This window comes from Pseudofrankia coriaricola (assembly GCF_001854805.1).
GTDB lineage: Bacteria > Actinomycetota > Actinomycetes > Frankiales > Frankiaceae > Pseudofrankia.
The window spans coordinates 1-20071 of sequence record NZ_MBLO01000215.1 but is presented as its reverse complement, the minus strand read 5'-3'; the positions used below and the strand labels follow the sequence as shown (position 1 = coordinate 20071).

The 20071-nt window shown below is 73.3% G+C and carries 14 protein-coding genes and 1 pseudogene; 9 read left to right on the top strand and 6 right to left on the bottom strand.

Translation table 11 applies throughout. From position 1 onward, the window contains the following. A pseudogene (locus BCD48_RS51535) lies at nucleotides 1-822 on the top strand (hypothetical protein); the annotation flags it as partial. Then, the gene (locus BCD48_RS24755; RefSeq protein WP_071050766.1) at nucleotides 819-2789 is read left to right on the top strand and encodes a DUF5719 family protein; all 1971 of its coding nucleotides are present in this window, start codon (nucleotides 819-821) and stop codon (nucleotides 2787-2789) included. The pseudogene BCD48_RS51535 and the gene BCD48_RS24755, both read left to right, overlap by 4 nt. 56 nt (nucleotides 2790-2845) lie before the next feature. On the opposite strand, the gene manA is transcribed toward BCD48_RS24755, so the two are convergent. Together manA and BCD48_RS24745 are read right to left on the bottom strand one after the other, a co-directional pair. Then, on the bottom strand, nucleotides 2846-4252 hold the full coding sequence (gene manA, locus BCD48_RS24750) for a mannose-6-phosphate isomerase, class I (protein WP_241841959.1): 1407 nt from the start codon (nucleotides 4250-4252) through the stop codon (nucleotides 2846-2848). After that, on the bottom strand, nucleotides 4249-4749 hold the full coding sequence (locus tag BCD48_RS24745; protein WP_241841958.1) for a metallopeptidase family protein: 501 nt from the start codon (nucleotides 4747-4749) through the stop codon (nucleotides 4249-4251). The genes manA and BCD48_RS24745 overlap by 4 nt, the downstream gene beginning before the upstream one ends. Before the next feature lie 264 nt (nucleotides 4750-5013). On the opposite strand from BCD48_RS24745, the gene BCD48_RS24740 reads away from it, so the two are divergent. From BCD48_RS24740 to BCD48_RS24725, 4 genes are all read left to right on the top strand, one after another. Then, nucleotides 5014-5436, top strand: coding sequence for a DUF3499 domain-containing protein (locus tag BCD48_RS24740; RefSeq protein ID WP_071050760.1), 423 nt, complete (start codon nucleotides 5014-5016; stop codon nucleotides 5434-5436). 281 nt (nucleotides 5437-5717) lie between these two features. Then, complete coding sequence (locus BCD48_RS24735) at nucleotides 5718-7076, top strand: phosphomannomutase/phosphoglucomutase (protein WP_071050759.1); 1359 nt, start codon at nucleotides 5718-5720, stop codon at nucleotides 7074-7076. Nucleotides 7077-7084: 8 nt separating this feature from the next. Then, complete coding sequence (locus BCD48_RS24730) at nucleotides 7085-7288, top strand: Trm112 family protein (protein ID WP_071050758.1); 204 nt, start codon at nucleotides 7085-7087, stop codon at nucleotides 7286-7288. Nucleotides 7289-7366: 78 nt separating this feature from the next. Further along, nucleotides 7367-8521 carry an SIS domain-containing protein gene (locus tag BCD48_RS24725; RefSeq protein ID WP_071050757.1) on the top strand — a complete coding sequence of 385 codons (1155 nt, stop codon included), beginning with the start codon at nucleotides 7367-7369 and terminating at the stop codon, nucleotides 8519-8521. A gap of 134 nt (nucleotides 8522-8655) precedes the next feature. Here the strand turns inward: BCD48_RS24725 and BCD48_RS24720 are convergent, their stop codons facing one another. Next, nucleotides 8656-11247 carry a transglycosylase domain-containing protein gene (locus BCD48_RS24720; protein ID WP_071050756.1) on the bottom strand — a complete coding sequence of 864 codons (2592 nt, stop codon included), beginning with the start codon at nucleotides 11245-11247 and terminating at the stop codon, nucleotides 8656-8658. 554 nt (nucleotides 11248-11801) lie between these two features. Continuing rightward, the gene (locus BCD48_RS24715; RefSeq protein ID WP_083419139.1) at nucleotides 11802-12215 is read right to left on the bottom strand and encodes a MerR family transcriptional regulator; all 414 of its coding nucleotides are present in this window, start codon (nucleotides 12213-12215) and stop codon (nucleotides 11802-11804) included. A 333-nt stretch (nucleotides 12216-12548) separates the two neighbouring features. Between BCD48_RS24715 and ahcY the strand changes: the two genes are divergently transcribed. Next, nucleotides 12549-13859, top strand: coding sequence for an adenosylhomocysteinase (gene ahcY, locus BCD48_RS24710; protein ID WP_071050755.1), 1311 nt, complete (start codon nucleotides 12549-12551; stop codon nucleotides 13857-13859). 207 nt (nucleotides 13860-14066) lie between these two features. Here ahcY and BCD48_RS24705 read toward each other — a convergent pair whose 3' ends face one another. Continuing rightward, nucleotides 14067-14990, bottom strand: a complete 924-nt coding sequence (locus tag BCD48_RS24705; protein ID WP_071050754.1) for an RDD family protein — start codon at nucleotides 14988-14990, stop codon at nucleotides 14067-14069. A 361-nt stretch (nucleotides 14991-15351) separates the two neighbouring features. Here BCD48_RS24705 and BCD48_RS24700 point away from each other — a divergent pair, with 361 nt between their 5' ends. Beyond that, a complete protein-coding gene (locus BCD48_RS24700) occupies nucleotides 15352-16359 on the top strand; it encodes a stage II sporulation protein M (protein ID WP_071050762.1) in 1008 nt (335 codons plus the stop codon). An 82-nt stretch (nucleotides 16360-16441) separates the two neighbouring features. Here BCD48_RS24700 and BCD48_RS24695 read toward each other — a convergent pair whose 3' ends face one another. Beyond that, nucleotides 16442-18898, bottom strand: a complete 2457-nt coding sequence (locus BCD48_RS24695; protein WP_071050753.1) for an alpha-amylase family glycosyl hydrolase — start codon at nucleotides 18896-18898, stop codon at nucleotides 16442-16444. Nucleotides 18899-19158: 260 nt separating this feature from the next. On the opposite strand from BCD48_RS24695, the gene BCD48_RS24690 reads away from it, so the two are divergent. Beyond that, nucleotides 19159-19692, top strand: a complete 534-nt coding sequence (locus BCD48_RS24690; RefSeq protein WP_071050761.1) for an SRPBCC family protein — start codon at nucleotides 19159-19161, stop codon at nucleotides 19690-19692. Nucleotides 19693-20071 lie beyond the last annotated feature (379 nt).

The window sequence follows — 20071 nt, the reverse complement described above, 5'->3', positions numbered from 1 at the left end:
GGCCATGGCCCGACGATCGTCGACGCGGCGGGCGGCTCGTCCCGGCCCGCGGCCGAGTTCCTCTCCTTCGCCGTGGCGGACCTGACGGTGGGCGGCGGCTGGGGCGCCTCAGCGCTCCCAGCTCTCGGAGCCGGAGCCGTGTTCGTTCCGGCGGACGGCGGCCGGCCCGGAGACGCGGCCCACGTCCCGGCCGACGCGACCAGCCGGCTCGCCGGCGCGCTCGACGCCTCCGACGGTCTCGAACGCGACCAGACCAGGCTCGATGGCTACTACTGGCGGCTCGCGCCAGGCCTCGGCGCCGCCGCCGAGGCGCGGCTGCTGCCCCCTGGGCTCGCCGTCGCCGCCCGTTCCGGCCCCGTCGGCCGATCCGGCCACCCGGGGACGGGCGGCGTCGCGGCGGTCCGCGCCGCGGCCGTCGGGCGGGTGGTGATGGGTCCCGGCGCGGCGCTCGCGCGTTCCCGGCCCGAGGCGCGCACGGGTGCGTCGGCGTCATCCTTCGAGACGTCGTCCGACGGCCTGCTGCCCGCGGGACCGGCCGGGCGGCTGTTGGTGCTGGCCGAGCCGGCGGACCCCGGCTGGCGGGCGACCCTGGCGGGCCGCCCGCTCACACCCGTGGCCGCCTGGGGCTGGGCGCAGGCGTTCGAGGTGCCCGGGGGCCCGGCGGGCGAGGTCCAGGTGCGCTACGACCACACGCCGCACCGCGCGCTCGTCGTCGTCGAGGCGGCGATCGTCGGCGCCCTGGCGCTGGCCGCCCTGTCGACCAGGGCCTGCGCCTGGCGGCGGCGCCGGGGCGGCACGACGGTCTGGTGGGCGGGCGGATGAGCGACGACAGGGCGCGCCGCCGCCGGTGGGGGCCGGTGCCCGCGGCGGTCACGGCCTCGGTGGCGGGGATGGCGGTGATCGCGACCGCGGCGGTGCTGGTGCCTGACAAGCTGCCGATGCTGGCGCCACCAGGGGAGCCGGTCGCCGCCGAGACCGCCTACCGGGTGGGCGCCCCGCCGAGCAGCCGCGCCCTGGTCTGCCCTGACCTCGGCTCGGCGGGCCGGGCGCCGACCCGGATCGACATCGCCCGTTCCGACACCCGCGGCCAGGTCGCCGCGGCCCTCGTCGCGGGCGACGGGGGCGGCGCCGCCCCAGGCGGCGAGGACGGCGGCTCGCCCGACCAGGCGGCGGGGGAGGAGGCGGCGGGGAGCGGCGCCGCGGGCACGGACGGGCCGTCCGCGTGGCACCCGCCGGCGACGGCGGTGCTGCGCGGCGACGCACGCCGAGGCCACCTGGAGGTGCCCGGCGCCCAGCCGCCGCCCGTCGCGGCCCCGCGCCCCGCTCCGTCGGACCTCTCCGGGCTCGCCAGCCTGGCGCCGGACACCCGCCAGGCGCTGTCCGCCCTGAAGTCGGAGGCTGACGCGAAGGCGCTGGCGGCGCTCGCGGCACTGCCGCCCGGGGAGCAGGCCGGGCTCGCCAGGCTCGCCGCGGCGCCAGCGCCGCAGCCTCCGCCCGGCCTCGCGGCGCTCGCCGGGCTGTCAGCGGCCGACCAGGCCGGGCTGATGCGGCTGGAGGTCTCCTCCGGCCGGCCGGTGGCGCTGCGGGGCAGCACCGTGGCGAACCTGTCGGCGACGGTGACGGCGCCTGGCGGCCCGGCGGGGCCGGTGCGGGACCTGTGCGGGCCGTCCGCCGGCTGGGCCTGGTTCGCCGGCCCGGCGACAGGGGCCGGTCACGACCCGTTTCTCTTCCTGGCGAATCTGGGCTCGGCGCCGGCCCGGCTCGCCGTCCATGCCCTCGCGCCCGGCAGGGCGCCGACCGTCACCGAGGTAGTGGTGCCTCCCGGTGAGACCACGGGCCAGCGCCTCGCGGCCGTCGCGCCCGAGGCGGCGGCGGCCGTGGTCGGCGTCGAGGTCAGGGCCGGGCGGGTGTCGTCCTGGCTGGTCGACCGGCCGAGCGACGGCGGGGCCTGGGATCTCGCCCCGGTCCCCGGCACGGCCGCGCCGGCGCGCGCGGTGCTGGTCGGCCCCGTGCTGGCCCCGCCGGGAGCCGGTGGGGCCGCCGCCGAGCTGGTCGTCGCGGCTCCCGCGACGGACGCACGGGTCCGCGTCCGCCTGGTGACGGCCAGCGGCAGGCCCACCAGTCCGGCCGGCCTCGACGCCGTGGCGGTGCCCGGAGGCGAGGCGACGTCGATCCCGCTGACGCTGCCACGCGGTGAGTCCGTCGGTGTGCTGGTCGAGACGGCGGGCCCGGCCCCGGTCGTCGCCGGACTGCGGCTGCCGTCCGGCGCTCCGGACGGCGGCCGCGCGGCCGACGGCACGGCCGCGGGTGCGGGTGCGGACGGTGGGGTCTGGGTCGCCGGCACCCCGGTGCCCGCGGATGGGCAGGCACCCGGCGTCGCGGCGTCCGCCACCGCCCGCTCCTCGCTTGCGGACCACTCGCTGGTGCCCTATCTGGATGTCCCGCCCATCCCGCCGGGCACGGCCGGCGCGCTGCTGCTCGCGGCGCCCGCCGGCCCGGCGACGGCGCGGCTCGACGGCCACGCGGTGATGGTTCCCGGCGGAGGCGCTGTCGCCGTCGCGCTTCCGGCCGGCTACTCCGGCGGCACCCTTTCCGTCTCCGGCGGCCCCGTGGGCGTGACCGAGCTGCTCGGGAAACCGGCCGGCCCGCCGTCTGGCGGGGACGCCGCGGACGGCCAGCCCAGCGCCGACGGCCCGCGCCTGCGCACCGTCAGCTCCGTGCTGCCGCTCATCCCCGCGGATCCCGTCGGCCCCGCCGTCCTGGTCGCGGACCCGTCGGCCGCGCGGTAGGCGCCCGGCGCGCCGGCGGCGGCCCACCGCCGGTGGGATGTAGCCCGAGCGAGGCGTTAGGCCGGCCGGGGGGCTGGCCGGGTGCCGGGGCGGGCGGCGAAGACACGGCCGGTGCCGCGCAGCGTGACCGTGACCGGCGCGGTGAGCACCGCCGCCTGCCCGCGGGCCAGGCGGATCGACGTGCCGGCGGCGGGCGGGCCGTCGCCACCAGTCCCACCTCCCGCCCGTCCGGCCTCCGCCGGGGGCTCGGCCGGGGATCCGGCCGCGGTGTCGCCGGTGGTGTGGACGTCCACGGTGCCGTCGACGGCGAGCAGTACCGTCGGGCGGTTCAGCGTGACCTCGCCGCCGGCGCAGATGGCCTCGGCGAGCACGAAGTCGTCGACGGGCACCGGCCAGTAGCGCACCAGCCCGCCCCCACCGGCACGCAGGATCTTCGCGGTGAGGACGGGGGCGTCCGAGGGCGTCGGGTCGAGCAGGCGCAGCAGCTCGTCGACGTCGATGTGCTTGGGGGTCAGGCCGCCGCGCAGCACGTTGTCGGACGTCGCCATGATCTCGATGCCGACGCCGTGGACATAGGCGTGCAGTAGCCTCGCCGGCTGGAACAGCGCCTCACCCGGTTTGAGGGTGACGTCGTTGAGCAGCAGCGCCGCGGCGATGCCGACGTCTCCGGGATGCGCGGCGGCGAGCCGGCCGACCAGGTCCGCAGCCCGAGCGACGTCCCCGTCATCGTCGCCGCGGGCCGCCACGGTTGACGCCGCGCGGGTGAGCTCGCTGGCGAGCGCCCGGCCGCGCTCGCGGGGCAGGGTCAGCAGCGTGCGCAGGACGGCGGCCGCGCCGCGGGCAGGGTCGGCGTCGAGCGGCCGGAACGCGGCCGAGAGCTCCGCGACGCCGAACGCCCTGACGACGGCGAGCGTCCGCGCCGGCTCGCGGATCCCGGCCAGTGCCCGGAACGGGGTGAGCGCGACGATCAGCTCGGGCTTGTGGTTGGGGTCGCGGTAGCGGCGCCGCGGCGCGTCCAGCGGGACGCCGGCCCGCTCCTCCGCGTCGAAGCCGGCGCGGGCCTGCCCCCGGTCCGGGTGGACCTGGAGGGAGAGTGCCTTCTCGGCGGCCAGCACCTTGAGCAGGAACGGCAGCGCGCCGATCAGCTCGGCGGCCGGGCGGCGGCGGCCGGCGTCGTCGACCTCCGCCGGGGCGACCGGATGGGTGCCGAGCCACAGCTCGGCGGCCGGCTGCCCCGCGGGCGCCTCGCCGAGCAGGTCGTAGATCGCGTCTGGCGAGCCCCACGCATAGTGCTGCACGTGCCCGTACACCGGCAGCAGGCGCGCCACCGCCACGACGTCGCCCGCCGCGTGCCCGGAGGCCAGGCCGGCGCCGGCGGGGTCGCTCGCGGCCTTGGGCTCGGGTGACGCGGGGACGTGAGCACCCGCCACGACGGCGCCTTGGGCGTGGGCGTCTGTCATCACTCTTCTTCGCCCCAGCCGTGGCCCTCGGGGTCGATGACGGCCGGGTCGACGCCGAGCATGTCGGCCACCTCGTGGATGATCGCGTCGAGGACGAGCTCGGCGAGATCCTCGGTGTCGACGGCGCGGGCCTCCAGAGGGCGGCGGTAGACCACGATGCGCCGAGGCGTCGCGGACCGGCCGCGGCCGGTGCCTGGCTGGTAGAGGGCCAGCGGGACGACGTCGTCGGAGACGCCCACGGGAGGCACGTCCTCGACCGCGAACTCCACCCCGGCGAGCTGGTCGGACCAGCGGAGGTCGAGGTGCTCGACCGCGTCGAGCACGAGGTCGTCGAACCGCTCGCCGCGGGTCGAGTACGCCGGCACGTCCGGTGGGAACAGGGTCCCGCGCATGCCGCGGCCACGCCGGTCCCGCCGGCGGCGTGCGGGGATCGCCCGCCGCATGGGCGTCGGAAAGCGCACGGCGGGCAGCGGCTCGGGCGCCGGCGCTTCGTCCACCACCGGCCCAGCGTAACGCCGCGCGCCCGGCTGTCGGTCTTTGGGCGTTCTCCTGGTGCGTGTGGGTGAGGTGGGCGCGTCGGCGTGACCGCGAGGGGGTCGGGGACTCCGGGTGATCGGTTAGATACCTTGTGCTATTGCTGGATGTCGCTGTTGGGCAACGGAAAGTGATGGATCGGGTCAGGTTAAGTCACAGTCGCCCCGTCTCGGGCGCGACACGGCGGGCGGTTGTGGCCGCCGCCCGTTCCGGGGTCTACCGTCCGGAACGTGAAGCCCCGGCGTTGCTCCCGCTCGGCCTGTTCCGCGGTCGCGGTTGCCACGCTCACCTACGCTTACGCGGAGTCCACCGCGGTGCTCGGGCCGCTGTCGCCGTACGTGGAACCTCACTCGTACGACCTGTGCGGCCCGCACGCCGACCGGCTGACCGTGCCGCGGGGCTGGGCGGTCGTGCGCCTCGATCCGGAACCCCCGCGGAACCCGGCCACCGACGACCTGGAAGCACTCGCGGACGTCGTCCGCGAGGTCGCCAGGCCCGGGACGCTGCCTGGTGAGGCACCGGGCTATGGCCCGGTTCCCGGGTATGGCCCAGTGCCCGGCCACGGCCCGGTGCAGACCGGGACCGAGGAGCCTCCGCGGGATGACCCCGGCGGGGGCCGCCGGGGTCATCTGCGAGCCGTACGCACCTCCTAGAGGGCCAAAGGAGGTACGAAAATGCTCCTCCTTCGCACCTCCGGAGGCCCCCGTCCCCAGAAGCACTAAAGGGCGGCGCGGCGGCTGGCGTGCCCGGCGCGGCCGGGCGTTCGGGCTGGCCGTCCGTGGGTGCCTGGCGGAGTGGCCGGACCTGCCCGATAGGGTCGGTCGCGTTGCCGGGGACCGCCCGGGCACCAGCAGCGCGTACAGCGCGCATACAGGGACAGCCAGCCGCGGCGGAGAGCGCCGACCGCGAGACGGGGTGCGGAAGGTGGAGGGCAATGGGGCTTGACCTCGCCCGGATCTTCAAGGCGTATGACGTGCGCGGAGTCGTGCCGTCCGAGTTCGACGCTGACATCGCGCGCGCTACCGGCGCGGCGTTCGTCCGGCTGACCGGCGCCACCGAGATCGTCATAGCCCACGACATGCGGGACTCGTCCGTTCCGTTGTCCGGCGCGTTCGCCGACGGCGCGACCAGCCAGGGCGCCGACGTCGTGCTCGCCGGCCTCGGCTCGACGGATCTGCTCTACTTCGCCGCCGGCTCGCTGAACATCCCCGGCGCGATGTTCACGGCGTCGCACAACCCGGCCAAGTACAACGGCATCAAGATGTGCCGCGCGGGCGCCGCGCCCATCGGCCAGGAGACCGGCCTCGCCGAGATCCGCGACATGGTCGCGAACGGCGTCCCCGAGCCCGCCGGGCGCAGGGGCGCGGTGCGCGAGGTCGACCTGCGCGACGCCTACGTCGCCCACCTGCGCGCCCTCGTCGACCTGTCCGGCATCCGACCGTTGAAGGTCGCCGTGGACGCGGGCAACGGCATGGGTGGGTTCACCGTCCCGGCCGCCTTCGCCGGCCTGCCCGTCGAGCTGGTCCCGCTGTACTTCGAGCTGGACGGCAGCTTCCCGAACCACGAGGCGAACCCGATCGAGCCGGAGAACCTGCGCGACCTGCAGGCCGCCGTCCGGGAGAGCGGTGCCGACATCGGTCTCGCCTTCGACGGCGACGCCGACCGCTGCTTCGTCGTCGACGAGCGCGGCGAGCTGGTGTCCCCGTCGACGATCACCGGCCTGGTCGCGGAGCGGGAACTCGCCCGCGATCCGGGCGGCACGATCATCTACAACGTGATCGTCAGCCAGGCCGTCCCCGAGCTGGTCATCAGGCTCGGCGGTACTCCGGTGCGCACCCGCGTCGGGCACTCGTTCATCAAGGCCGAGATGGCCAGGACCGGCGCCGTCTTCGGTGGCGAGCACTCCGGGCACTTCTACTTCCGCGACTTCTGGCGGGCCGACTCGGGCATGCTCGCCGCGATGCACGTGCTCGCCGCGCTTGGCGGCCAGGACCGGCCGCTGTCGGCGCTGCTGGACGGCTACGCCCGCTACGCCGCGTCCGGTGAGATCAACTCCGAGGTCGCCGACGCGAAGGCGTCGATGACGGCGATCGAGGCCGCCTACGCGGACAAGGCGGCCGACATCGACCGCCTGGACGGGCTGACCATGTCGTTCGCGGACGGCTCCTGGTTCAACCTGCGGCCGTCCAACACCGAACCGCTGCTGCGCCTCAACGTGGAGGCGGAGGATGATGACACCATGAGCCGGCTCCGGGACGAGGTCCTGGCCAGCATCCGTGGTGGAAGGGACTAGTTGCCAAGATGAGCCTCGATCCGCTGCTGTTGGAGATTCTCGCGTGCCCGTGCCCGCAGCACGCGCCGCTGCGCCAGGACACCCTGGCTGGTGCCCCGGTGCTCGTCTGCACCGCCTGCAACCTTGCATTCCCGGTGCGTGACGACATTCCGGTGATGCTGCTCGACGAGGCGACGCCCTTCCCGGAACCCGCCGCGCCAGCCTCGTCCTGACATGCCCGGCGAGGCCGGGTTCGCCGGCTCGGAGAGGTCCCCGGATTGCTGGGGACGCGAGAGCGGTTGACGACCAACGTGTACGTCGACGAGCACGTCCTGGACGAACCGGAACGACTGGCCGCCGCCGACCCCGGCGGGCTGCTGCGGGCGCTGGCGACCGGTGGCCGCCAGATCCGTGAGACCTGGCGCCTCGCCGAGGAGGCGGGCGCCGGCCGGCTGGGCGCCGACGGGCGCCCGCGGGCCGTGCTGGTCGTCGGCACGGGCGCGGCGGCCGGCGCGTCCGACGTGCTCGCCGCCGCGGCCGGAGCGACCAGCCCGGTCCCGGTGATCGGCCACCACGACCACGGGCTGCCCGGCTGGGTCGGTGTCGCCGACGTGGTGCTCGCGATCTCCGGTTCGGGCCGGTCACCGCTGACGCTGAACGCCGTCGAGGAGGCCGACCGGCGCGGCTGCCGGATCCTGGCCGTCGGCCCGGCCGATACACCGCTGCACTACCTCGCCCAGCGGGCGAGGGCTCCTTTCGTCGCGATCGACGGTGCCAGGCCGGAACGAGCGAGCCTGTGGGCGTTGGCCACCCCGCTGCTCGTGGCCGGCGCGGCCCTCGGAGTCTGCCGGAACGCGGCCGTGGGTGCCGAGGCGGCGGCGGCGCGGCTGGAGGAGATCGCCACTCGCAGCCGCCCGTCCAGCGAGTCGTTCGTCAACCCGGCGAAGCTGCTCGCCCTGGAGCTCGCCGGCACGCTGCCGATGATCTGGGGCACGTCGCCGGCCACGGCCGCGGCGGCCAGCCGCGCGGCGACCCAGCTCGCCGTCACCGCCAAGTACCCGGTGCTGCACGGCGGTCTGCCGCACCCGGCGATCTATCAGATCGCCGCCTTCGACGGCGTGTTCGGCGCGCGCGCGGCCGCCGCCGCCAGCAGTGACGACGACGGCCTCGACGACTTCTTCCGCGACCGGGTCGACGACCAGCTCACCACCCGGCTGCGGCTGATCCTGCTGCGCGACCCGGGCAGCGAGCACCCGGACGTGAGCCGGCGTGCCGATGCGGGGGTCAGGGTCGCCGCGGAGCGCGGCGTCGGCGTCACGGAGCTCTCGGCGGCGGGTTCCCATCCCGTGGAGCGGCTGGCGTCCCTGGTCGGCCTGCTCGACTATGCCTCGGTCTACCTGGCGATGCTGATCGGCATCGACCCGAGCCTCGAACCCGCCATCCACGACCTCGACCGCGTCCGCTGACGGGCCCACTCGGCTGACACTACTTAGATCTTGACTGTGCCCGGAGTGTGGAGCGAATCGTCGGGCCCTGCCTGTCCGGCAGGGCCCGACGAGTCCGGGTCAGGGTGTGGGACGCCCACGCCTGGGAGACGGGGTCACTGGCCGCCCGTCCCCTGACCGTTGTCGCCCTGGCCCTGTTCGAAGGGGTTGGGCTGGCCGTCGCTGGGCTGACCAGGGAGCTGGGGGGTGATCGTGGGCTGGCCGGGGAGCGGCTGGCCGTCTGGGCCGAGAATGATCCCGGGGCCGGGGGTGACGGTGGGCGCCGGCACCTTGTCCGGGTTCTGCAGGCCGCTCTTCGTGCCCTGCGCGGTCTTCGGGTCCGCCTTCGGCAGCTGCTCGACCGGTACGCCCTGCAGCGCCGGCTTCAGCGTGCGGCTGAAGATGATCGCCGGCAGGTCGCCGCCAAACACGTGCAGCCACGTCTGTCCGTCCGCCTGGACGTTCACCAGCGCGTTCTGGACGGAGTTGCCCCGAGGGTCGCCGACCGCCACCGCGGAGGACATCTGCGGGGTGAAGCCGATGAACCAGGCGCTGGTGAAGTCGTCGTTCGTCCCGGTCTTGCCGGCCGCGGGCCGACCGATCGCCGCCTTCGTACCGGTGCCCTTGGTGACGACGCCGGCAAGCACGCTGGCGACGGTATCGGCGATCTTCTTGTCGATGGCCTGTGTGCAGTCCGGTGCCGGCGCGATGTCCACCTTCTTGTTGGACGAGTCGGTCGCCGCCGTCACGTACCTGGGCTTGCAGTACATCCCCCCGGCGGCGAACGTCGCGTACGCGTTGGCCATGACGAGCGGGGAGATCTTCATCTGCTGGCTGAGCGTCAGGCCACCGAAGGACGGGCCCAGCCCGTTCGGCAGGTCTTTATACGCGCTGTCCGGGATACCGAGGCGCTTCGCCAGGGCCGCTGTCGGCATGACGCCGACCTTCGCCAGCAGCTGGATGTAGTAGGTGTTGACCGACTTCCAGGTCGCCTCGCTCATGTCGAAGGTACCGGCCTCGTTCGGCTCGGCGTTCGAGTAGCCCTTGTTCGCGCAGTCGTCGCCGCCCTCCTCGCCGCGGCCCGCGAGTGGGAACTCGTCGACTATGACGCAGGCCGGCGAGTAGAACTGGGTCCCCAGGCCGTAGCCCTCCTCGAGCGCCTCGGCCATCGTGAACGCCTTGAAGGTCGATCCGGGCTCAAAGCTTTCGTGGGTCGCTAGATTGATCTTCGTTTGGAACTTGGAAGCGTCGTCACCGAAGTCCCGGTTGACGGCCATCGCGAGGATGTTGCCTGTGCCGGGCTGGACGATGACCTCGGTGGCCGAGACCCGGTTCCCCTTGCCTACGGTGGCGTCGACAGCGGCCTGTGCCGCCGCCTGGACCTTCGGGTCCAGGGTGGTGTGGATCTGCAGGCCGCCCTCGTAGACCTGGCGGTCGCGCTCGTCCTGGGTATCGCCGAGCGCCTTGCTCGCGAGGAGCTGCGTACGGACGTAGTCGCAGAAGAACGGTGCGGTCACGGACGCCTCGGCGCAGGAGTCGACGGAGCTGCCGCTGGTGATGTTCAGCGTGATCGGCATCTGCTTGGCGCCTTCGGCCTGCGTCGCCGAGATGAACTTCGACGTGACCATCCGGTCGAGGACGTCGTTGCGCCGCGTCATCGCGTCCTTGGGGTTGAGTACCGGGTTGTAGCGCGACGGGCTCTGCACCAGGCCCGCGAGCAGCGCCGCCTGCACCAGCGTCAGCTTGGAGACGTTGACGCCGAAAAAGTGCTGCGCGGCGGTGCCGATGCCGTAGGCGCCGTCGCCGAAGTAGGCGATGTTGAGGTAGCGGACGAGGATCTCGTCCTTCGACAGCTCCTTCTCCAGCGTGGTCGCGTAGCGCAGTTCCTGGAGCTTGCGGGACACGGAGGTGTCGATCGCCGCCGCGCGCTCCTCAGGGGTGCGCGCGTTCTGCAGTAGCACGTTCTTGACGTACTGCTGGGTCAGCGTCGAGGCGCCCTGCTGCACGTCGCCGGACTCGCTGTTACGCAGCAGCGCCCGCAGCATGCCCTTCGAGTCGTACCCGCCGTGCTCGTAGAACCGGGAGTCCTCGATCGCGACGATCGCCTGCCGCATGACCTGCGGGATCTCCTCGGGCTTGGCGAGGACCCGGTTCTGCTCGCCGTGGAGCGTGGCGATCACGCTTCCGTCGGCCGCGAGGATCTGCGAGTTCTGCGGCAGCGGCGGCGTCAGCAGGTCGGCCGGCAGGCCCATGAAGTGGTCAGCCGACGCCTTCGCGAACAGCCCGGCACCGGCGACCACGGGCAGCGCGAACAGCGCCATGACCAGGCCGATCGACAACGAGAGGACCACGCCCCGCTTGGCGAACCACGACCGGCTCCGGCGCGGTGGCTCCGGCGGCCCCGGATCCTCCAGCAGGCCGCTCAGGCTGCTCGACCCGCCCGCCGCGCCGCCCCGGCCCGCCACCCGGGCGACCCGGCCGTCTCGCGCGGTCCGGCCCTTCGGCCCGGTGCCGCCGTTCTGGGCGGAGCGGCCGGCGTGCCGGCGTGCTGGCGCCGTGCCCGCGGCGCGGCGCGCGGCCCGCCCAGTCGGCGTCACCGGAGTCTGCGTGTCCCGTCCGGCAGCCGTGGCCGTCACCCCCAGCAGGAGATCAGTGACGTCGGCCCGGCCGGGCGAGGCCGGGGACGTGTCGGTGGACCTGTCAAGCATGCGCGAGCCGCCGGAAGGTCGCCGTACGGCGTCCAGTCTGGTGGCCGTTGCCCTGTCCGGCCTCGTCGGCTGGCCAGGTCCACGGCCGGCCGACGCGTGGATGGGCTGGTGCCCGCTGGCCGGTCCGCGCCCGCGCAAATGGTTCGTCGCGAGCAAGGACAACCGTACCGGACGGGCCTGTCGACTACGGAAGGCTGCATGCGCGTCACCGTAAGTGCCTAGCTATGGGTCATAAGGTTGCCCGCCTGATGGTCCCCCATTGCCGCCGGGATGTTCGGTGTGTCCGCCCGAGACCCGCGGCCCCGACAGCCATGCGCGCCCAGCCACCGCTGGGCGTGGGTCCGTTGACGCGCCCGGCAGCCGCAACGCCACGCCGGCAACCTGTCAGCGCTACCCAGCCACAAGACAGTGACGGCGCCATTAGCGCAGCGCCAACTCGGCCACGTCCTCAGCTCGGCACCCGCATCACCACGGTCATACGCCTGTGCCCGGTACCACGCTGGGAGGACGCTCAGCGTCCGACAGGCAGGGCGGCGCGTCCAGCGCCCGCCGCCTCAGGGGAGGTCGAGGAGGCGGCGGGCCTTCTGGGCCTCGAAGTCGAGGGCGGCGACCGGCGGGGGCGTGTTGATGCGGCGGGTGAGCTCGCCGAGGCGGCGGACGTCGGCCGCGACGGCGGGCTCGGCCAGCACCCGCACCGCGAATGCCAGATCGCTGGGGCTGATCTGGTAGCGGCGCTCCAGCTCGTCGGCGTAGGCGGCGGTGAGCAGCTCGCGCTCGCCGTACTCGCGGTGCCCGCCCGGCGACCGGGCGGGTGTCACCAGCCCGAGCGACTCCCGGTAACGCAGCATCCGCGGTGTCGTGTCCAGCACGTCGGCGGCCTTGGCGATCGGCAGCCGCTGCTCCGGCCGTAGCCGGATGCGCGCTCGCAGCCGGTCGAGCACCTCCCGCACGAACCGTTCCTCCCGCACCTGGGCCTCCATGAAGGCCCGTCGCGGACCTGCCAGCCATGAGGCTGCCCGGTTTGCGCCGGCTTGAGGAGCGACCACGGGCCGAAGCGTAGCCGGGTTCAACCTTCGTTGGCACGGAAACTTACAGCTCTCTGTCAGGTTCATTGACAGCTCCCGCCTCCCGGCTGGATCGTCGTCTCCGGTACGGCGCCGCGCCACAACCCACCGTGCCCAGCCGTGCCCGCCGTGCCGGCGTGGCCGGCGCCGTGCCTGACCCCCTGGAGCGGATCTCCGGCCGCCTAGGCTTCGGCCGCCGGGAGCGCGTGACTGACCGAGACGAGAGGCGGCAGCACCATGACCGCGACGACCTCCACCGCCGCCTCGGTCGCGCCCGCGACCAGCCTGCCCAGGCACGATGTCGCCGACCTCTCGCTGGCCGAGCAGGGCGTCGCCCGCATCGAATGGGCCGACCGGGCCATGCCGGTGCTGCGCCAGATGCGCGCCCGCTTCGCCCGCGAGCGGCCCTTCACCGGCGCCAGGATCGCCACCTGCATGCACGTCACGACCGAGACCGCGAACCTGATGCGTGCCCTGGTCGCCGGCGGCGCCGACGTGGTGCTGTGTGCGTCGAACCCGCTGTCCACCCAGGACGACACGGCCGCGGCGCTGGTCGCCGAGTACGGCGTGTCGACGTACGCCCGCAACGGGGTCGATCGCGACGGGTACTACGCGCACATCGACGCCGCCCTCGATCTCGCCCCGCACTATGTCTTCGACGACGGCTGCGACCTGGTCAACACCCTGCACACCGCCCGCCAGGACGTGCTCGACGGCGTGCTCGCGGGCTGCGAGGAGACCACGACCGGGGTGATCCGGCTGCGCCGGATGGCGGCCGAGGGTGCCCTGCGCTTCCCGGTGGTCGCGGTCAACGACACCGACACCAAGCACATGTTCGACAACCGCTACGGCACCGGCCAGTCCACCCTGGACGCCATCTTCCGGGCCACGAACACGCTGCTCGCGGGCAAGACGGTGGTCGTCGCCGGCTATGGCTACTGCGGCCGAGGCGTCGCGTCGCGGTCCAAGGGGATGGGCGCCAACGTGGTCGTCACCGAGATCGACCCCACCAAGGCCCTCGACGCGGCCATGGACGGCTTCCGGGTGCTGCCGATGGCGAAGGCGGCGGCGGTAGGCGACGTCTTCATTACGGTCACCGGCAACCGGGACGTCATCCGGCCCGAGCACGTCGAGCTGATGCGCGACGGCGCGATCCTGGCGAACTCCGGGCACTTCGACGTGGAGGTCGACGTCAATGGGCTCGCCGCGCTTGCCACCCATGGCCCGCGCCGCGTCCGGCCGAGCACCGACGAGTACGTGCTCGCCGACGGCCGGCGGGTGCTGCTGCTCGCGGAGGGAAGGCTGGTCAACCTCGGCGCGGCGGAGGGCCACCCGGCGGCCGTGATGGACATGTCGTTCGCGGACCAGGCGCTGACCGCCGAGTGGCTGACGAAGGCCGCGCGGTCGCTCGCGCCGGGCGTCCACGACGTCCCGGTGGAGATCGACAAGCGGGTCGCCAGCCTCAAGATCGAGACAATGGGCCTTGAGATCGACAGGCTCACGCCGACCCAGGTCGAGTATCTGAACTCGTGGCGGCACGGTTCCTGAACCCGTGCCCTTCCGCGCCGACCTTCCGCGGGGTTCCCGCAGATTGGCTACCGGCTGTGGAAGGGCCGGGCGTGCCGGTGGGCCGTAGCTCTCACCTGGTCAATCGGTGGAGGGAGGCCTTGACATCAACTTGTCAGGTTGATCGGATTTTCCAGGGCAAGCGCGGCCGAAATTCTGCCATGACGATGTCAGCCTTGCCGGCTCGTATCAACGGTACGGACTGCCGGACGGCGGGCCGGGGATCGGGTAGCCACCGGGCGGCTGAGGCCCGACGTAGGCAGGCGGCGGGGGCGGGGCGAGGACCTCGGGCGTCAGCAGGTGCCCCGGGTAGTAGTGGAGCGGCACGCCCGGGATCTCTCCCGGCCCGTACCGGGCCCGGGAGACCGCGCGCAGCCGGCGGTAGGACCGGCGGGTCCGCTCGGCCAGCACCGCCGACAGATACGCCCACCCGGGAGTGCCCGGCGGGGGCGGCGGGGTGACGACGGCGCGGACCTGGGCGACGAGGTCCGCGCCGATCCGCTCCTGGGCCTCGGGGGACAGCTCGTGCACCCGGCCGAGGAAACCGCGCACGGTGCCGGTCAGCTCGTCGTCGAGGCCGGTGAGGTCCAGCCCGACGACCCAGCCCGCGAGCGGCGCCGGCACCGCTGGCACCACCCCGGCCATCGACGGCACCCCTTCGTGGATCACGACGGTGCCGGCGAACAGGTCGCCGAGCCGCTTGGAGCGGTGGGAGAACAGCATCGCCATGACCGCTGGCAGCCCGAACAGGGCACCCGGCCGCTCGACGACCGCCCCGATGAGCCCGCGGACGAACGCGTGGCGGAAGCGGACCGGCCCGCCGTCGTCGCGCACGACGCGCAGCTTCATCAGCATCTTGCCGACGGTCCGGCCGCGCAGGAACGTCTCGAAGATCACCGGGTAGCCGAGCATCGTCGCGACGTAGACGACGATGACGACCGCGACGGCCAGGGCCTCGTCCTGTGGGTTGACCGCCACCAGCGTGAACACCAGCACGCTGTAAAGCACGAACAGCTGGATGAACAGGTCGACGAGCCCGGCGATCATGCGGGAGCCGAGCTGGGCCGGCCGCAGGTCGATGGCGACCGCCTCGCCGGTGACGACCTGGCTCATCCGGCCGCGCCCCGCGCGCCCCGATGCTCGCCCATGGTGGGGTTCCTTCCGCTCTGCCGACCGCCGTCATCGCTGGCCGGCGCCCGTACATCGTCGTCCATCGACGCCGCCCGCCACCCCCTGGGTCGCTTTCTCGACCGGCCTCGTGGCCCTGGCCGGTCGCCGGTGCCGGCGGGTCGGGTGGGCGACGGGGGTCGTCAGGAGCGGCAAGGGGTCTGACAGTATTTCGGTGCTCGGGGTGAGTGCGCGCGCGGACGGATGTGGCTGTGGCGGTGGCCGTGACCGTGGAGCACGGACGGTCGAGGATCGTGGATGGCTGACGTCTCACACGGCGCGGCGGCTGGGAAGAGTGGGCAGACTGATGGACCTGGACGCATACGTCGCTGTCCACCGGCCGGAGTGGTTTCGGCTGCGCTACCTCGTTGACCAGGCGAACCGGCCCCGCAAGATGCCGCGCGAGGAGCTGGAGGAGCTGGTCGAGCTCTACCAGCGGGTTGCCACCCAGCTGTCGGTGATCAGGAGCCGCTCGCGCGACCAGGCCATGGTCGACGACCTTTCCGCGTTGGTGATCCGCGCCCGCGCGGCCGTGACCGGCACCGCCGACCCCGGCTGGCACGTGGTCGCCCGCTACTTCACCATCACCTTCCCCGCCGCGGTCTACGCGCGCAGGTGGTGGGCCATCGCGACTACTGCCCTCTGCCTGCTGTTCGCCCTGGCGTGCGCGCTGTGGGTCGTCTACGACCAGACGGCGCAGGCGCGGCTGGTCCCGCCGGACGACGTGGCCCAGCTGTGCCGTCACGACTTCGCGTCCTACTACAGCGAGAACCCGGCGGGCTCGTTCGCGAGCCAGATCTGGACGAACAACGCCTGGGTGTCCGCGCAGGCGATCGCGCTCGGGGCGCTGCTCGGCCTGCCGACGCTGGTCGTCCTGCTGGAGAACTCGCTGAACCTCGGCGTCGTCGGCGGCTATATGTCGAGCTGCGGCGAGAGCGGCCAGTTCTTCTCGTTGATCCTGCCGCACGGGCTGCTGGAGCTGACGGTCGTCTTCGTCGCCGGAGCGGTCGGCCTGCGGCTCGGCTGGTCGATCATCGCGCCGGGCGGCCGGCGCCGGTCGGAGGCGCTCGCGGCGGAGGGCCGCGCGGCCGTGTCGATCGCGATCGGGCTCGCGGTCGCGCTCGCTCTCTCGGGCGTGATCGAGGCCTTCGTGACGCCGTCCGGTCTGCCGACCGCCGTCCGGATCGGCATCGGCGTGCTGGCTTGGGGGCTGTTCGTGGCCTATGTCTGGATCTACGGCTCCCGCGCCGCTTCCCATGGCGAAAAGGGCGACCTGGAGGCCTCGCTACGAGCGGACCTCGCCCCCGTCACCTAGAGGGCCAAAGGAGGTGCGAAAATGTTCTTCCTTCGCACCTCCGGCGGCCACCGTCCCCAGGAGAACAAGGGCGAGCGGGTCCTCAGCCGGCGTTCGTCCGCTCGAAGACCAGGGCGGCGACGGCGGGCAGGGCAAGGTCCACCGTGCCGTCGGCCGTCGGGGTGAGCGCCTCGGCCACCGGAGCGCCTCGGCCGCCGTAGGTCGCGGCGTCGGTGCTCAGCCGCGGGCGCCAGGGGGTGCCCGACAGCGACGGGTGACGCAGCAGGTAGCTCGGGAATGGGGCGTTGTTCAGGCTTACGACGACGAGCAGCTCCTCGCCCCGGGTCTCGCCGGCCGGGCCGGACCAGCGGCGGAAGGCGATCACCCGGGCGGGGTCGTTCGTGTGCAGGATCTCGATGTCGCGGGACTTCGCGGCGGGCGAGGCGAGCCGGAGGCCGGCCAGGTCGCGGTGGGCGGCGAACAGGCCCGCGCCGGTTCCTTCGCGCAGCCCGTGGAGATCCTCCTTGTCCTCGGTGAAATGGTCGTAGGTGTACGCCTTGGTGGCTCCGACCTCGTCGCCCATGAGGAACATCGGTGTGCCCGGGGCGAGCAGGGACAGCGCGGTGACGCAGCGGATTCTCGCCTCGGCGTACCAGCGGGTCTCCCCGACGAGCGGCGCGTCGTTCACCGCGACCAGGATGTTGCGTTCCGAGTGCTCCGAGTTTCCCGCCTCGTCATGGCTTTCCGGGTAGACGACCGTCCTGTCCGCCGCGCCGACCAGCGCCCCGGCGAAAAGGCCCATCGCCAGCGGGCCGGTGAGGTCGTTGCCGGCGGTCTCGAGGAGCCGCGCATACTCCGGTCCCTCGCCCTTGTCCCCGATCAGGTGGTGGTAGAAGTCCACAAACCAACGGGCGTCGAAACCGAGGCCGCCCGCCGGCGCCGGGCGGGTCACCGCGTCCCAGCCGGAATGGTCCTCGGCGATGAGGATGACGTCCGGAGCGACGGTCTTCAGCGTCTGGCAGAGCTCGCGCAGGAACTTGCGGCCGGCGACGTTCGCCGCCGCGGCCGGCCGGCCGTCCGCGTGCAGCGCGTTGTACAGGTGGATCGACGTCGTCTGGTCCAGCCGGAAGCCGTCCACGTGGAACTCCTCGAGGAGCGCGACGGCGCTCGCGACGAACAGCGCGCGCACCTGTTCCTCGTGGTAGCGGGGCGCGTAGCCGGAGGAGAGGTTGTCGACGTAACCGCCGTCCGGGAAGCCGGCGTGGTCGGCGTCGGTGCCTTCATACCAGTAGTACGCGTTGTGGCTGGGCGTCGTGGTGCCGTACATCCAGGCGGCCCGCTCGGCGTCCTGCGTGTAGTGGTTGAAGACGAGGTCCACGAGAACCGCGATGCCGCGGCGGTGGCAGGCGCGGACGAAGCCGGCAAGCCCCTCCCGGCCGCCGGCGCTTTTCTCCACGGCGAGGAAATGCGAGGTGCCGTATCCCCAGGAACGGGTGCCGCTGAACTCGAGCACCGGCAGCAGCTCGACGGCGTTGACGCCGAGGTCGGCGAGATAGTCGACGAAGGCGACCGCGTCGGCGAACGTGCCCGCCCGCGTCTCCCCGAAGCCGAGGGCGCCGACGTGCAGCTCATAGATGACCAGTTCCTCGACCCGGCGCGGCACCGGGCGGGCCGGGGCGAACTCGTCGGCCCAGAAGTCCGCCGGCTGGGGCCGGGGGTCTACGACCACCGAGCAGCTGACGGTTCCGTCCAGGTCGGCCGCCGTCCCGTCGTAGTGCGCGCCGCGCGGATTGACGTCGCCGCCTCCGCACTGCTGGCGGGAGTACATATCCGTGCGCCAGGCAACCGAGCCGTCCTCCCGGGTAACCCGGTAGAGGTAACGCCGTCCCGCCCAGTCGGCGAATCCCTCCGCCGAGGCCTCCCACACCCCGTCCGGCCCCGGCCGCATCGGTAGGTGGGCGATGGCCGCGTCCTCGCCATGGCCGTCGTCGGCGATGTAGCCGCTCTCGCCGCCGAACGCGACCTCGACGGCCCTGGCGTATGGCGCCCAGACCCGGAACAGGATTCGCTCCGCGTCCGCCGTGGGGCCCGTGCCTTCGCTCTCGCTCTCGCCGTCGCTCCCGTGCTCGCCCCCGACACCCCCGGCAGCGCCGTCCCGCACGTCGTCGGCGGGGACGGTGACCGGAACGGCGCCAAGGAAGTGATGACCGCTGAGCGTGAAGGTAGTGCTCACCTCAGCCGGGGCGTCCGGCCCGAGCGCAAGCGTACGGACCTGGTCCGTGGAGGCCGGGTCCGCTACTTCACCGGGGATTCCCCAGAATTGCGACCCATCGTCGCGTACCAGCCACACGCCCCAGCGGAAGGTGGTAGGCGTGTGGACATCGAGAGTCACACTGGCCCGGAACGCCGTGCAGCCATCCGGTCCGACGGTCGCCACCATCGGCGTCGAGGCCCACGCGTCGCTCGGCCGGCCGTCCGCGTCCCAGCTCCCGACCAGTCGGGCCCCCACCGCGATCCGCCCGCGCACGCCGGTCCGGTACTCGATGTCGACGCGGGTCATTGGGCTGTCGCGCCGCGCGCGCGGTCGCGGTCAGCGACAGATGTGTGGCCCATGGCCATCAGCGTAGGTCGTAGCGGTTCGCGGCCCTTTGTGGCCCTTGTGCGGCCGGGGTGGCCGGGACTGCCTGTCGGCGTACGGCTCGCGACCGAGCAGGGTAGTAGAAGTGCCATGGCCGTCGTCGATGGATCATCGGCGGTACGACATGGCCCGCACCGCGGCACCGGCGGTCCGCCGGGCGGGCAGTGAACCAGGAGGACGCCGTGTACTACGAGACATCCGTCTGGATCGCCGCGTCCGCGGCGAAGGTCTGGGCGGTGCTGCGGGACGTCGAGCGCTGGCCGGAATGGACGCCGACGGTGAGCCAGGTGCTGCGGGTCGAGTCCGCGCCCGAGTACGTCCCCGGCGCCGACGGCCCGGCCGGCGAACTGGCCAAGGGCGACGTCGTCAGCATCAAGCAGCCGAAGCTGCCGACGCTGAGCTGGACCATCGTCGACTGGAACCCGGCCCACTCGTTCTCCTGGGCGTCGTCCAGCGGGGGTGTGCGGACCGTCGCCGACCACCGCATCGAGGAGGCGAAGGCCGCTGGGGACGCCGGGGACGCCAAAGACGCCCCGACTCCCCGGATAGGTCTAGCCGATCCGACGGGCGCCCCAGGGGACGGGGTGACCGTGACGCTCAGCATCCGCCAGTCGGGCCCGCTCGCCCCGCTGGTCGGCCTACTCACCGGCCGCCAGACCCGCCGCTACGTCGACACCGAAGCCCAAAGCCTCAAGCGCCGCTGCGAGCAGACCTAGAGACCTTCCCGCGGATCTTGTCGGGAGTGGCTCCCGCCGATCCACCAGACACCAGGCCCCATACCTAGCGAGCGATCACTCGTCCTCGACGGGCGAAACTCGGCGCATGATCGCCAGGTGGGTATGGGAGCAGCGCACCAGACCCTCGTGTGTCCGATTGATGCGCACCCGGCTCGCGATCAAGGTACGGTCCGCCTCCCAGATCGGACGTCGACGCCCGGCCAACAAAGATCCACTAGAAGTGGTCTAGCTCATCACCAGCCGAGGGCGCCCAGCGCCCGACGGCGTTCCGCGGGACCGGGGTGATCTCCGCGTTCCGCGGGACCGGGGTGATCTCCGCGTTCCGCGGGACCGGGGTGATCTCCGCGTTCCGCGGGAC

Excerpts from the sequence above, each read along its gene's own strand:
- BCD48_RS24735 (WP_071050759.1), top strand. The coding sequence starts at position 5,718 with ATGGGGCTTGACCTCGCCCGGATCTTCAAGGCGTATGACGTGCGCGGA.
- BCD48_RS24705 (WP_071050754.1), bottom strand. The coding sequence starts at position 14,990 with ATGAGCCAGGTCGTCACCGGCGAGGCGGTCGCCATCGACCTGCGGCCG.
- BCD48_RS24720 (WP_071050756.1), bottom strand. The coding sequence starts at position 11,247 with ATGCTTGACAGGTCCACCGACACGTCCCCGGCCTCGCCCGGCCGGGCC.
- BCD48_RS24700 (WP_071050762.1), top strand. The coding sequence starts at position 15,352 with ATGGACCTGGACGCATACGTCGCTGTCCACCGGCCGGAGTGGTTTCGG.
- ahcY (WP_071050755.1), top strand. The coding sequence starts at position 12,549 with ATGACCGCGACGACCTCCACCGCCGCCTCGGTCGCGCCCGCGACCAGC.
- BCD48_RS24730 (WP_071050758.1), top strand. The coding sequence starts at position 7,085 with ATGAGCCTCGATCCGCTGCTGTTGGAGATTCTCGCGTGCCCGTGCCCG.
- BCD48_RS24755 (WP_071050766.1), top strand. The coding sequence starts at position 819 with ATGAGCGACGACAGGGCGCGCCGCCGCCGGTGGGGGCCGGTGCCCGCG.
- BCD48_RS24695 (WP_071050753.1), bottom strand. The coding sequence starts at position 18,898 with ATGACCCGCGTCGACATCGAGTACCGGACCGGCGTGCGCGGGCGGATC.